The organism is Thermococcus cleftensis (assembly GCF_000265525.1).
Taxonomy (GTDB): domain Archaea; phylum Methanobacteriota_B; class Thermococci; order Thermococcales; family Thermococcaceae; genus Thermococcus; species Thermococcus cleftensis.
In genome coordinates this window covers 646,882-659,840 of sequence record NC_018015.1, presented here as the reverse complement: position 1 = coordinate 659,840, position 12,959 = coordinate 646,882, and the positions used below count along the sequence as shown (strand labels likewise).

Annotated in this window: 12 protein-coding genes, 2 tRNA genes and 1 rRNA gene; 6 read left to right on the top strand and 9 right to left on the bottom strand. The window is 56.2% G+C overall.

Annotation, left to right across the window (positions count from 1 at the left end):
• Positions 1–149 precede the first annotated feature (149 nt).
• The 3 genes from CL1_RS03745 to CL1_RS03735 are packed head-to-tail and all read left to right on the top strand — an operon-like array spanning position 150 to position 2,491.
• A complete protein-coding gene (locus tag CL1_RS03745; protein WP_014788560.1) occupies positions 150–1,217 on the top strand; it encodes a Clp1/GlmU family protein in 1,068 nt (355 codons plus the stop codon).
• Between the two features lie 44 nt (positions 1,218–1,261).
• Positions 1,262–2,092, top strand: coding sequence for a geranylgeranylglycerol-phosphate geranylgeranyltransferase (locus CL1_RS03740; RefSeq protein WP_014788559.1), 831 nt, complete (start codon positions 1,262–1,264; stop codon positions 2,090–2,092).
• An 18-nt stretch (positions 2,093–2,110) separates the two neighbouring features.
• Entirely contained in the window at positions 2,111–2,491 is a 381-nt protein-coding gene (locus tag CL1_RS03735) for a hypothetical protein (protein WP_014788558.1), read from the top strand.
• A 43-nt stretch (positions 2,492–2,534) separates the two neighbouring features.
• Here the strand turns inward: CL1_RS03735 and CL1_RS03730 are convergent, their stop codons facing one another.
• The 4 genes from CL1_RS03730 to scpB form a co-directional block, all read right to left on the bottom strand.
• Positions 2,535–3,335: an OB-fold nucleic acid binding domain-containing protein gene (locus CL1_RS03730; RefSeq protein ID WP_014788557.1), complete on the bottom strand. Its 801-nt coding sequence runs from the start codon at positions 3,333–3,335 to the stop codon at positions 2,535–2,537.
• Positions 3,332–3,709: a replication factor A complex, RPA14 subunit gene (locus CL1_RS03725; RefSeq protein ID WP_014788556.1), complete on the bottom strand. Its 378-nt coding sequence runs from the start codon at positions 3,707–3,709 to the stop codon at positions 3,332–3,334. Before CL1_RS03725 ends, CL1_RS03730 begins: the two co-directional genes overlap by 4 nt.
• Before the next feature lies 1 nt (position 3,710).
• Positions 3,711–4,784 carry an OB-fold nucleic acid binding domain-containing protein gene (locus CL1_RS03720; RefSeq protein WP_014788555.1) on the bottom strand — a complete coding sequence of 358 codons (1,074 nt, stop codon included), beginning with the start codon at positions 4,782–4,784 and terminating at the stop codon, positions 3,711–3,713.
• Between the two features lie 126 nt (positions 4,785–4,910).
• The gene (scpB, locus tag CL1_RS03715; protein WP_014788554.1) at positions 4,911–5,516 is read right to left on the bottom strand and encodes an SMC-Scp complex subunit ScpB; all 606 of its coding nucleotides are present in this window, start codon (positions 5,514–5,516) and stop codon (positions 4,911–4,913) included.
• A gap of 92 nt (positions 5,517–5,608) precedes the next feature.
• On the opposite strand from scpB, the gene rrf reads away from it, so the two are divergent.
• Together rrf and CL1_RS03705 are read left to right on the top strand one after the other, a co-directional pair.
• Positions 5,609–5,730, top strand: a 5S ribosomal RNA gene (rrf, locus tag CL1_RS03710).
• 8 nt (positions 5,731–5,738) lie between these two features.
• Positions 5,739–5,816 (top strand) — tRNA-Asp (locus CL1_RS03705).
• A 216-nt stretch (positions 5,817–6,032) separates the two neighbouring features.
• Here the strand turns inward: CL1_RS03705 and CL1_RS03700 are convergent.
• Positions 6,033–6,110: transfer RNA gene (locus tag CL1_RS03700), tRNA-Lys, on the bottom strand.
• A 359-nt stretch (positions 6,111–6,469) separates the two neighbouring features.
• Here CL1_RS03700 and CL1_RS03695 point away from each other — a divergent pair.
• On the top strand, positions 6,470–6,907 hold the full coding sequence (locus CL1_RS03695) for a metal-dependent transcriptional regulator (RefSeq protein ID WP_014788553.1): 438 nt from the start codon (positions 6,470–6,472) through the stop codon (positions 6,905–6,907).
• A 43-nt stretch (positions 6,908–6,950) separates the two neighbouring features.
• Here CL1_RS03695 and CL1_RS03690 read toward each other — a convergent pair whose 3' ends face one another.
• From CL1_RS03690 to CL1_RS03675, 4 genes are all read right to left on the bottom strand, one after another.
• Entirely contained in the window at positions 6,951–8,288 is a 1,338-nt protein-coding gene (locus tag CL1_RS03690) for an NCS2 family permease (protein WP_014788552.1), read from the bottom strand.
• A 154-nt stretch (positions 8,289–8,442) separates the two neighbouring features.
• On the bottom strand, positions 8,443–10,020 hold the full coding sequence (locus tag CL1_RS10505) for a hypothetical protein (RefSeq protein ID WP_148267274.1): 1,578 nt from the start codon (positions 10,018–10,020) through the stop codon (positions 8,443–8,445).
• A 266-nt stretch (positions 10,021–10,286) separates the two neighbouring features.
• Complete coding sequence (locus CL1_RS03680) at positions 10,287–11,291, bottom strand: ABC transporter ATP-binding protein (RefSeq protein ID WP_014788550.1); 1,005 nt, start codon at positions 11,289–11,291, stop codon at positions 10,287–10,289.
• Complete coding sequence (locus CL1_RS03675; protein WP_014788549.1) at positions 11,285–12,910, bottom strand: ABC transporter permease; 1,626 nt, start codon at positions 12,908–12,910, stop codon at positions 11,285–11,287. Before CL1_RS03675 ends, CL1_RS03680 begins: the two co-directional genes overlap by 7 nt.
• Positions 12,911–12,959: the final 49 nt, after the last annotated feature.

Below are 12,959 nucleotides of genomic sequence, written 5' to 3'. Positions count from 1 at the left end.
ACACTTTATTAAATCAACTATTTTCGGGCCAATGTCAAATTTTCACTGGCCTATAATCAGGGCGCGCCGAATCTTTTATAAGTTTTTTCATTGTACTTCGCGCGGAGGTGGCGCGTTAGATTTTTAATCTCCCTCTCCAACCCATTCCCATGAACAAGGCGGCCTACACAACAGATGTCCCGGAGGATCGCCTGACCCTTCTCGATGGGCTCTCCTCAAGGACTGGGCCGGTTAAGGTGATGCTCATCGGTGGAACGGACAGCGGGAAGACGACCCTTCTCACCTTTCTCGCCAACGGCCTGATTGAGAGGGGCCTTAGGGTCGCTGTTGTGGACAGTGACGTCGGCCAGAAGGGGATCCTTCCCCCCGCAACGGTCAGCCTGGCCTTTCCGGACGGCCCGTTCTCCAGCCCGAGCGAGCTGAGCGGTGAGGCCCACTACTTCATCGGCACAACTTCCCCGGGCCAGTACATCGGCGAGATGGCAGTCGCTGTAAAGCGCCTCTCCGACATCGCCGCGGAGAGGGCCGATGTAGTCCTAATCGACACGACCGGCTTCGTTACTGGACCAGGGTTCGACATGAAGCGCCTCAAGGCCGAGCTGGTTAGGCCAGACGTCATCGTCTTTCTGGAGAGGGAAGGCGAGCTTAACGACCTCAAGAATGCGCTCGCACCTTACGGGGAAACGGTGACCCTTAAGGTTAGTTCCAAGGCGAGGGAGCACTCCCGCGAGGAGCGCAGGGAAGTCAGGAGGGAGAAGTGGAAGGCCTACTTCGCAGGTTCAACTCTCGTGGAGGTCGATTTAACTGAGATCACTCCCGGCGGTACGGAGCTCTTCCGGGGAAGGCCCTTAATCCCTGAGGAAACCGAGCTGATCTCAGCGATCTTCCGCTGGCTCGTCCTCGCCGGCTGGAAGGGGGAGCGCTACACCGTGGTGAAGGCCGAGTCGGAGGGCCATTCGAGGCAGTACAGTAGAGCAGTGCTCAAGGCGGTTGATTTCGATCGGTTGAGTAATCTTCTTGTTGGATTCATAGACGGGAACGGCCTCTGCCTGGGAGTGGGTCTACTCAAGTGGATAAACTTCAGCGAGATGCGCGCCCACGTTCTCACGCCCCTTCCTGTGGAAGCCGTGGAGAAAGCCGTCGAACTGCGCTTCGGCCGCGTGAGGGTCCTCGAAACCGGTGAGGAGCTGGGCCTCCTCTCGAGGGACGAGCTGTAGCAAAGATTTTTAAGTCGATTGCCTAATCGAATTAGGTGGCCCTAATGGAACTCAAGGCGTTCATCGAGATAACCCGCCCCCACAACTGCGTCCTGGCTGGAATAGTGGGGCTCTTGGGTTCGATAGTGGCGGTTGGGCACTTCCCCGACACGCTGACAGCTTCGCTCGTCTTCCTCGTGGTCACCCTTGGCTGCGCGGGGGGGAACACGGTAAACGATTACTTCGACTACGAGATAGATAAAATCAACCGCCCGGACAGGCCCCTCCCAAGGGGTGCGATGGGCAGGAAGGTCGCGCTCTACTACTCGTTGTCCCTCTTTGCGGTCGGCCTTCTCCTGGCCTACTTGATAAACCTCCAGGCATTCATTCTGGCTGTCGTGGCGTACGCCGCCATGTTCCTCTATGCCTGGAAGCTCAAGCCCCTGCCCCTCGTTGGAAACCTCGTGGTGGCGGGACTGACAGGAGCGACGCCGCTCTACGGTGCCCTAGCCGTCGAGCACATTGGCTTAGCCGGCTACCTGGCGCTATGCGCCTTCTTGGTGAACGTGGCCAGGGAGATCATAAAGGACATCGAGGACGTTGAGGGGGACATCGCCAAGGGCGCGAGAACGCTTCCAATAGTCTGGGGGAAAAAGAAGGCCGCATACGTTGGAGCACTCTTCGCAGTCGTAACAGTCATCGCGTCCTTCCTTCCGGTTAAGGCCGGCGTGGGGCTGGGTTACTACGCGATGGTCCCGGTAGATGCGCTGATACTCTACGCCGCGTTCCTGATACTACGCTCCCAGGACAGGGAGACGGCCCACAGGGCCCAGAAAACGCTCAAGGTGAGTATTTTCCTGGCGGTGATGGCGTTCCTGATAGCCGCACTCGTTTAACGTAAGGAGGTGGTGCTCATGGAGTTTAAGGACGAACTCATCAACGCACTCGTGGGGGACGGCCTCTGGACGGTGCTCACCTTCAAAACTCCCCACGGGCCGGGAGTGACGCTTGAAAAGCTCGTCGAGGCCGTCGAGGAAGCCGGTTGGCGCGTGATTTTTAGGGCCAACTGGTGGACCGCCGACATACCCTACGGCCTCATCAGGCTAGACCTTCGGAGGGGAGGACGGGAGAAGATACTCCTCGGCAAGTGGATACTAGGCTCGAGGTGCGAGCTGATAAAGCTGGAGAACATGCCGCTCGAGAGGGGCCGCGACGAGTTCTTCCGCATGGTGGATAGCATAACCTCAACGCTCATTCACGACCCGGTCATCAGAACGATGAGGGAGCAGTACTGACCCCCGCTTTTCTATTTTTCAAGAGAGTTAAAAAGAGAAGAGCTCACAGCGGCTCGTAGTAGCCTATCTCTGGCTCGTATATCTCACCCTCTGCCAACAGCTGGGTTATCGCCTCCTCAAGGAGTCCCTCATCGAACTCCTGGGAGAGCTTCTTGACGATGAACTTGTGGGACAACGCCTTGCCCTTCTCGCGAAGCAGACTCAGCACGGCTTCCTTGGCCTTTTCCAGCTCGGGGTTCTCCTCATTTACCTCCTCCGTTGCGCCCTCCTCGAACAGTTCTTCCTCGAGTGTCCTCTGCTCGAGCATCATCGTGTACAGCTCGTCTATGGTAAGGAGCATCTCTTCGCTGACGCCCCTGTTCTTGGCTATGACCTTTGCCTTTGCTGTGATTCCGTATTTGTCGTATATCTCAAAGGCAATCTTCGCTTTCCTTGCGTGTTCTACCTTCTCCTTCAGCGTCTCGAAGCGGTGGAGTATCCACATATTCGGCTCGACCTTGGCTATGCCCTCAACGAGTATCTGCTTGTCGTCGCGCCACTCCGCCACTTTTCCGATTATCTGAACGAGATCGCCCTTCTTCACGAGCCTGATGAACCTTGTATCGTCGCGGAAGCCGAGCACCCATATAGTTCCGGTTCCGTCGTCGATCTGGAGCTTCCCGTAGGTCTCGTCCGCGCTTATGACAGGCTCCCTCACGACGGTAGCGACGACTTTAACGCGGTAGACCTTTCTGGCGTCGCGGGTTATCAGGTAGTTGGGCTCAAAGTCGCCCTCGCTCTTGACGTAGTAGCCCTCTATGATGTCCCTGAGGTAAACCCTGCTCGCTGGAAGGCGCTTCTTCATAGTTCCTCACCCCCGAAGAACTCTATGATGCCCTCGACTTTGGGCAGAACTTTCCTCTCAAGCTCCCGTATCTCCTCCAGCGCATCGAGGTCTGCGTTGCTGAAGTCCTGTATGACCTCGCCGAAGACGTGCACCCCCTCCTCGTTCCTGATGACCCTTCCGATGACCCTGACGATCTGCCCGTTCTCGGGAAGAACGTTGTCCTCGCTCTCGATGAGTATGACCCCGGTTCCGTCGTCGAGCCAGAATGTGTAGTCCATCTTATCGACCTTGAAGGCCTTACCTATGAGCGAGACCCTGGTGTCGTCCTCCCTTATCTCGCCTATCTTTCTCTCGACGGCGGGCTTTCTTCTGCGGAACCTTACCTCTTCCATCTCACTCACCACCCTCGAGCTCGGCTATGGCCTTTCTCAGCTCCGCCCTGACCCTTGCTATCTCCCTCCTCGGGTCCACCTCCTCCCAGCCAAAGGCCTTGAGGATAAGCCCGAGGAACTTGTCGTCCACGACGTTGCCCCTGACCACTATCTCCCTCCCGAGGAGGTGGTAGTAGTTCTCCTCGGCCAGCTTCCTGCCGGCCTCCCTCATGGTGAGGCCGCCCTCGACGAGCTCTCTGAGCTTTTCAGCTATTTCCTCCGGGTCCTCACCTATCAGTTCGGCCGCGTCGTCGCCGAAGAGGGTGGTCCTTATGTAGCCCGTTGAGTCGTCCAGGCCGAAGTCTATTATGGTGATCTTGACAGGCTTGACCTCCCCGTGCTCCGGGCAGATCCAGGAGTTAGTGGCCGGGTCGTAGTCCACCTTCCGCCTGCACTCGGGACAGGCGTCGTAAACCGTAACGCGGTAGAGTCTGGCTATGGTTCCACGAACCTCAACGAACCTCTCGCCGCCCATCAGCTCACCTATCTTCCTCCTCTGATAGTTGTAGCTCCTGACCTCCTCGAGCGGCGGTATCTCATCGACGCGTGGGTCCTCTGGATTGAGGATTATCCTCGTTCTGAAGTTGGCGTGGAGCTCGATTCCGCCCCTCCCCTCTCTCACGCTGGGGTCGATTACCTTTATCACGTCGCCCGGGTTCAGCTCGTTGTAGTACTTGCTCACCAGGCCGTCCCAGAGGACGAGCCTGGCCTTACCGGTCGAGTCATAGATTATCAGGTTTGCCACCTGTCCCGTGGAGCCGTCCCTCTTCCTGTACTCCCTCGGAGGGTACTTCCTCATAACCCTCGCAACGATGTTCACGCCGGTCATTCCCGGAACCAGGTCGGTTATGTGGAGAAGCTCATCTTCTCCTTCTACGTTTATTCCAAGCTCTTCGGCCAGCATCAGGGCCGCGGCGTGCTCGGATATGCCTTCTCTCGCCACTATCTGCGATATTCTCCCCTCGATTTCATCTCTCGAGAGGCCGCGTTCCCTCTCAATCTTCTCCACGATCTGCTCTTTTGTCAGTACCCCCATAACACTCACCTTAATGGTAATTGTGGGTCGGGGTATTTAAACCTTTCTCCAACCCTGTGAGGGGCCTTTCCCCAAACGGGCGGTTCTTTTTCTCCTTCGACCCGAAACGGGAAAACAGAGGGGAAATCATCTACCTGCCTCTGGGGCCGTCTCGGTGGTTTCTTCGGTTGTGCTTTTTTGGTCCTTTCCGTCGAGCTTCGCTATGAGGTCGCTGTACTCCGCGTGAACCACCTTTCTGAAGGCCTCCTTTATGATGTTGGGATCGTTCTCGGGGAATCCGTATAGCTCGGCGAATTTCGGCGTTGTTCCGAGGAGCTTAGTCCTCTCGTACGGTTCGGCGTAGATGAGGCCCATCTCCAGGAGCTTCCTTATGTGCTCGTAGGCCTGGCTCCCCCTGAGCTTGACGACCTTGCTCTGCTCTATCGGCTGGAGGTAGGCTATGAGAGCGAGCGTCTTCAGCTCACCGGTTCTGAGGTCGGGCCTCGGCATCAGGTGAACCACGCGCTGGCTGTACTCCTGCTTCACCTGCATGACGTACTTGTCACCCAGAACCCTGACGACCTCTATGGCGCTCTTCCTCTCGGCGTACTCGGCCGCTATAAGCTCGATTAGCTTCTCCAGGTAGTCGAGGGACCTTATGCCAAGCGCCCTCGACAGCTCCTTCACGCTGAGCGGCCTGCCAGAAACGAAGAGGGCGGCCTCGACCAGAGCCTTGTCTTCCAGCAGTCCCATTTTATCACCCTCCCTACTCCCTCGCGGGGCATCACTATAACCTTTTCCCTGACCGTAAACTTTATAAACTCAAGTCGGGAGGTCTGTACCGGTACGGCGGTCATAGCGGCGGGGTCACACCCGGTCTCGTTTCGACCCCGGAAGTTAAGCCCGCCAGCGATCCCGGGTGTACTGCCCTCCGAGAGGGGGCGGGAAACCGGGGACGCCGCCGGCCACTCAAACGCCCGGGTGGTGTAGCCAGGCCCATCATACGGGACTGTCACTCCCGTGACTCGGGTTCAAATCCCGACCCGGGCGCCATTCTAACAACCCTTTGCTTCGCAAAGCGTTGACGGAAAGTTTGTAGCTCCTTTTTGAGGTGTGGATTATTACGGAGGTTTACCTGCTTTAAGTCAATTTTAGAGAGGGAGAACCCATTAGGCGCTTCTTGTGAGTGGGTTTAACTCTAAAAAGACGCCCTTCGAGCGTCAAAGAAGAGGAACTCCTTGAGAAAGGCATTAATGGAGGAATTTTGTGTGGCGGGCCGGACGGGATTCGAACCCGCGGCCACGGGGTTAAAAGCCCCGCGCTCTAACCAGGCTGAGCTACCGGCCCACGCCCGATGGGATAACGGCCGGGAGATTTTATAAGCTTTGCCCCGAAAATTTGTCCCCTAAAGCTTCATCAAAGGAGGCTTTTAGAAAACGTTTCACAGAAGTTTGTAGCTCTCGAGTTGATGACATGTGGGAGTTCACTTTTAGATCGATGCCCGAAGGGCGTCAAAAAGGGAAACTCCTTGAAAGATTGGTGTTTGAAGCGGATTTCTTTATCTGGAGTTGGGTTTGAGGAATCACGTTGCTAAAGAACGCTCTTTGAAAAGAGTTGCTAACTTTGATGAAACTTTGCGCAGGCAAAGTTTCCCCTGCTGCGAAAACTACTTAAACATTTTTGGGTAGCCTAATCAGGTGAGGCCGTTGGAGGTAAGCAAGAGGGAAGAAGAATACTTGGAGACCATGTACATTCTCCATAAAAACAAGGGGGTCATTCGGGTTAAGGACATAGCTAAAATGATGCGCGTCAAGCCGCCGAGCGTGGTCGATGCCCTCAAGAAGCTCGCCAGCAAGGGGCTGGTCGAGTACGAGAAGTACGACAGGATCCTCCTCACCGACGCGGGAAAGGCTATAGCGGAGGAGACGTACTCCAAGCACCTGCTCCTTACTCAGTTCTTCATCGATATCCTTGGAATTCCCCCCGAGATAGCGGAACGCGACGCCTGCCAGTTTGAGCACTACGTGAGTGAAATAACGGTTAACAGGATAAGGGAGTTCGCCCAGTTCATTCAGGAGCAGTGCCCCTACGTGCTCAAGCAGTTCCTCAAAGAGAAGCTGGCCGAGAACGCGAAGTCGGAGTGATTTTCCAAACTTTTAGTTCATTCAAGAAATAAAGAAAACGAAATCAAAAGACCCCACCCAGGTAGGCGAAGTAGGCCAGGAAGATTATCGAGAGGGCGTACATCAGCGGGTGCACCTCGTCCCTCCTGCCGCTGAAGATCTTGAGTATCGTGTAGCTGATGAAGCCGATGCCTATTCCGTCCGCTATCGAGTAGGTGTAGGGTATGGTTATGAGCACAAGGAAAGCGGGAATAGCCTCTGTGTGGTCTGCGAAGTTCACTTCCTTTATGGCGCTGAGCATGTAGTAACCCACTATGACGAGTGCCGGAGCCGTTGCAAAGGCCGGTATGGCCCCGGCCAGCGGTGCTATGAAGAGTCCTATTCCGAGGAAGAGCAGGCCGGTAACGAGGGCCGTCATTCCGGTTCTTCCACCCTCCTCTATACCAGCGGCGCTCTCGATGTAGGTTGTGACGGTGGAAGTTCCGAGAATCGCTCCAACCGTCGTTCCTATCGCGTCGGTGAGGAGTATCTTCTCGGCGTCGGGAACCTTTCCGTCCCTGGTTAGAAAGCCCGCCTTGGCGCTCAGGCCTGTTACCGTTCCCAGGGTGTCGAAGAAGTCCACCATGAAGAAGGCGAAGATAACCCCGAGCGCCCCGACGTTGAGGAGTCCCTTGAGGTCCATCTGCATGAAGGTGTAGCTGATGTCGGGCGTTGAGAAGAGCTGGTCCGGCCAGGGGGCGATCCCGGTGACCCAGCCGATGACGCTCGTGGCGAGGATTGAGATGAGCAGCGAGCCCTTGACGCGGAGGGATATGAGAACCATCGCCAGGAACAGGCCGAAGAAGAAGAGCAGTATCTTCCCGCTGGTCAGTGCGGCGGTGTTGAGGCCGGTGAACTGGAGCACCCCCGCGTCGTTCACCACGGCGGTGAGCAGGCCGACGTCGTTCAGGCCGATGAAGGTCAGGAAGAGGCCTATACCGGCACCTATCGCGTACTTCTGGCTTATGGGTATCGCGTGGATTACCGCGCTCCTCACCTTTGTGACGCTGAGGACTATGAAGATTAAACCTTCAACGAACACCGCAGCGAGCGCCACCCTCCAGTCGTAGCCCATTCCAAGGACAACGCTGTAGGCGAAGTAAGCGTTCAGTCCCATTCCCGGCGCGAGGGCGAAGGGCTTCTTGGCGTACAGCCCCATGAGGATCGTTGCGAAACCAGCCGAGAGAGCGGTAACAGCTACGAGCGAGCTAAAAGCTTCTTTGCCCATGGCATCGCTGAGTATGGCTGGGTTCACGAAGAGAATGTAGGCCATGGTCATGAAGGTCGTAACACCCGCCAGAATCTCGGTTCTCATGTCGGTGCCGTGCCTATCAAACTCGAAGTAGTTCTCGAACCACCCCATGAGCCTCACCCCGTATTTGACTTGTTTCTGCCTAATAACTTGGTTTTTTAAAGGTTTTTTGACTGATAAATGTCAAAAGTAACAAGCGTTGGGTGGGTGATCGGATTCACGAACCTGGGGAGGGGTGCTGAAAATGAGAGAAAATGAGATGCCGCTATTTTGAGTGGCCGGCGGTGAAGGCTTCCGCGTAGGCTTTTACCACCGTTTCGTTGCCCATTATCATGAGGACCCTGACCAAGTCCATGCCCTTGACCTCGGCGAACTCCACGTAGAGGTACTGGCCCTCTTTGCGGTAGAGCTTGACGCTGAGCGGCCTGAAGTAATCGTTCTCAACGGGTTTTTTCTCCAGGGAGACTTCTTCAAATCCTGCCGCATTTATCGCGTCCCCGAGTTGGTCGATAACGGTCCCGATGGGACAGGTGCAGGCCCCCCTTATTGTTGTCTCCCTTTTCCCGCAGGTTGCCGGCTCCAGAAAGTTGTTCCACCCCCTACAGGCGAGGTTTTCCTGAATTACCCATGTTGTGTTGGCCCGGGGTATCACGTACGTGGCCAGGTACACCTTTCCCCCTGGCAGGAGGGGAGATTGCCTGTTAATGGCACATAGCTTGTTTCTCACCGTGGGGCAGAATGCTCCCGTGGCGTTTTCGGTGTTCCAGGTCACAAAGGCTACCTGGCTACCGGCTATCGCGCATTTGGGGGTTATCCCAATTCTAGAGGGCCAGTCCACACCGTACAAAGCTCCTGGAGGATTCTCCGAGCTGACGTTTTTCGGGGAAAACTGGGGCATGATGGTTAGACCGTCGTTGTATTCCACGTACAGATTTCCCAGAGGACGCCTGACGCTCCAGCCGGCCCAGGCATTAACGGGGGTAAATTCCGGATTCATACTGAGTTTGCAGGCGGACATGTTCGGGTGTTCAGGCCAGGATCCCGCATTAACTTCTTCTAAGGGGCCACCGGCGCTTAGGGCCCTCGAGTAGGCCTCAACCACCCCCCGCTCCCTTCCCATTACCATGAGAACCCTGATTAGGTCCAGTCCCCTAACCCTCGCGAACTCGACGTAGAGGTAGCCCTCCGGCCCTTTGTACAGCCTGGAGGCGATAAGCTCAAAACAATTGTTTTCGCTGGTTTTTAGGCTCGATTCAATCTCAATGAAGCCTCCCTTCTCGATTCTCCCCAGTGTGGCTTTTATAACCTCTTCCCGGGAGCAGTTGCATTCAGCTACCGGTGTTTCTTCTCTGGCTCTATCTTCGGGGTAAACCCCGTACTCCCTAATCCTCCATATCGCCCCGGCGGTCGGTACTGCGTAGTGTGCCAGGTACACCTCGCCTTTGGGCATTGTGGCGTTCTCCACCCCGTAATATTCGGTGAACCCCACCACCGGCCGGTATGTTGTCCCCACGTTTTCTCCATCAATGTGGAGCGCCCCCTTTGCCATGAAGCAGGGCGGCTCTATGCCCAGTGCAGACGGCCAGTCCTCCCTTTCCAGTCTATCAGTGTTCTCGAACAGAATCCTGTCATCAAAACCCTTTATTGTTCCGTTCATAACCTCCTCAACGCTCCAGTGCCATGAGTTGGACGGTGTAAAATTGGGGGCGTAGACTATGCTGCATTGGGGAAGGGGGGTGATACTGTCCTGTTCGTTTTCTGCGGTTGTATTATGGATCGCCATAAAAATGGAGAGGGAGATAATGGATATCGTTATGGCGGCCACAGTCTTCTTAGGGTCCAATTTTCTCCCTCCTCCTGGTTGGGTACACTGTTCCTGACTTTCCAGCCGGTGCCACCGTTACGGTTCCCCCAACGGTAACACCCATGGGCTTCCCAGTCCACAACTTGTGCTTTCAATTTGGGATTGCATTACAAAATATGCCGACAAATTATTTAATCCTTTCTATCATCAAAAGTGAAAACAAAGCCGGAACCAAGTTATGCCAGTTTGGACCATTACAAATATTATGGGTGTGAAACGGCACTTTGGAAAATCCTCGGGGCTTTTCACCCCAGCACCGAGAAGCTCCTCACCTCAATGCCAACCCTCTCCGGCATCTCCTCGACATCGAAGGGAATCTCGTCCAGGAAGCGCTCCGCGAGGATTACCTTATCTCCAATCCCGAGCCTCAGCCTTATCCTGCCGGGAAGGAGTTCGTAGTCGAGAACCTCCGCCGCGTCGCCGGGTTTTATGTGGACACTCTCGGGCCGGAAGAAGACCCTGACCTTTCCTTCCCTCCCCACGTCGAAGCACAGCCCTCCGAGGCAGGCCATTCCGTTCTCCGCTTCGAGCTCCAGTATGTTGCTCAGGCCAAGGAAGCGCGCCACGAACTCCGTCTTTGGACGGTAGTAGAGCTCCAGCGGCTTTCCGACCTGCTCTATCCTTCCGACGTTCATCACCGCTATCCTGTCGCTTACCGCCATCGCCTCCTCCTGGTCGTGGGTGACGTATATCGTCGTTATTCCAAGCTCGCGCTGGATTCTCTTTATCTCCCCTCTAAGCCTCTCCCTTATCTTCGCGTCGAGGTTGCTGAGCGGCTCGTCGAGGAGCAGAACGTCCGGCTCCACAACGAGTGCCCTCGCGAGGGCCACGCGCTGCTGCTGGCCGCCGCTCAGCTGCTCCGGATAGCGGTTTTCAAGCCCCTCCAGACCGACCAGCCGGAGCGCCCATCTCACCTTTCTTTCAATCTCGGCCTTCGGGAGCTTTTTCATCTCCAGCCCGAAGGCAACGTTCTTGAAGGCCGTCATGTGGGGGAACAGCGCGTAGTCCTGGAAGACTATGCCTATCCCGCGCTCGTAGGGGGGTAACCCGTTCACCCGCCTTCCGTCGAAGAGTATCTCCCCCCTGTCAGGCTTTTCAAAGCCCGCTATCATTCTGAGCGTTGTAGTCTTTCCGCAGCCGCTCGGACCGAGGAGCGTGAGGAACTCGCCGTCCCTGACTTTCAACTCGCCTATCTCAAGCCGAAAATCCTCCCACTCCTTGACCACTCCCCTTAGCTCTACCCTCACCATACTTCCTCACCAACCCTTTCTATCACCATGAAGGCCAGAGTTGAGACGGCCATCAGGAGAACCGCCAGGGCGGAGGCTGAACCGAACTGCCTCGCCCCGAGGAACTTGTATATCGCCACCGTCATGGTGGTGTATTCAGGTTTTGCCAGCATGTAGGTCGCCCCCAGCTCGGCTATGCTCATGGCGAAGGCGAATATCGCACCGACGATGACTCCACCGAGTGCCAGCGGAAGCTCCACCCTCAGGAAGGCCTTCCACTCCCTGGCTCCCAGGCTCAGCGCCGCCTCGAAGAGGTTGGGCCTTATCTTCTTCAGGCTCGTGGAAACGGCGCGGAGGACGAAGGGATACGCTATCACTGTGTGGGCAGCGATGATTATCCAGGCGGTGAAGTACAGGGGCGTGGTGTGGAAGACCCTTATGTATCCCAGACCGAGGGTTATGGCTGAACTCGCCAGCGGGAGCATTACCAGAACGTCGAAGAGCCTTTTTCCCCTGAAGTTCCAGCGGTGGAGGGCGTAGGCTATCGGCAACGCCACGAGAACCGAGAGGACTACAGTGGCGAGGCCGAAGGTCAGGGAGTTCCTTATCGCGTCGAGCGTTGTCGCTCCGAACATCGGGTTGTACTCGGTTGAGAATATCCTCCTGTACCACTCCAGGCTCCACTGACCGCTGAAGCGCAGGGAGTCGTAGAGAACGGCCAGGAGGGGGGAGACTATGAAGACGAAGACGATTAGGGAGTAGACTCCAACGAGCAGTCCCTTGACGCTCAGCCAGTCGCGCCTCGTGAAGGGAACCGGCCTCCTGAAAACCCTCTGCTCCTCGCGCTTGGCGTAGCTGTCGAGTGCCCTCAGGTAGAGGTACATGAAGCCCATGCTGAGGAGTATCTGGATTATGGCCAGCGCCGAGCCGGTCTTGAAGTCGAGGAGGACCATTATCGAGGTGAAGATGTCCACCTCTATGGTGGCGTAGCGGTAGCCGCCTATGATAAGGGGTATGGAGAAGCTCAGGAAGCAGAACACGAAGGTGAGCATCGCCGAGGCAAAAATCGCCGGGGATATCATCGGCAGGGTAACCTTGCGGAAGAGCGTCCAGCCCCTCGCCCCCAGGGCCATCGCCGCCTCCTCGTAGTGGGGGTTTATTCTCTGCCACAGCGACGAGACCATGCGTATAACTATCGGGAAGTTGTAGAAGGCATGGGCGAGGAGGATTCCCTTCCAGGAGTAGAGGATTCCGGGGTCGCGGCCGATGAGTCCCGTGATTATCCCGCTCTTCCCGAATAGGAGAATGTACCCCAGGGCGACCATCACGCTGGGCATGACGAAGGGAACCGTCAGGACGGCCTTTATGACCCTCTTCCCGGGGAAGTCGTACCTGGCGAAGATGTACGCCCCGGGGAGGCCGAGGGCGAGCGTCAGCAGGGTTGAAGCTATTGCCTGTCCTATCGTGAAGACGATGACTCTCCTGTGGTAGTCGTTTGCCAGGACGGCCGAGATGTGCCTGAGCGTGAATCCGTTTTCCCACAGAGCCGTTTTTAGTATGCTCGCTAGGGGAACGTAGAAGAAGACCAGCAGGAACGCCAGAGGAATTAGCAGGAAGAGCTTCGAAGGCTTCACCCTCATGGGCAAAACTCGGTTTTGGGGGTTTATAAGGGTTGATTGAACAAAATTG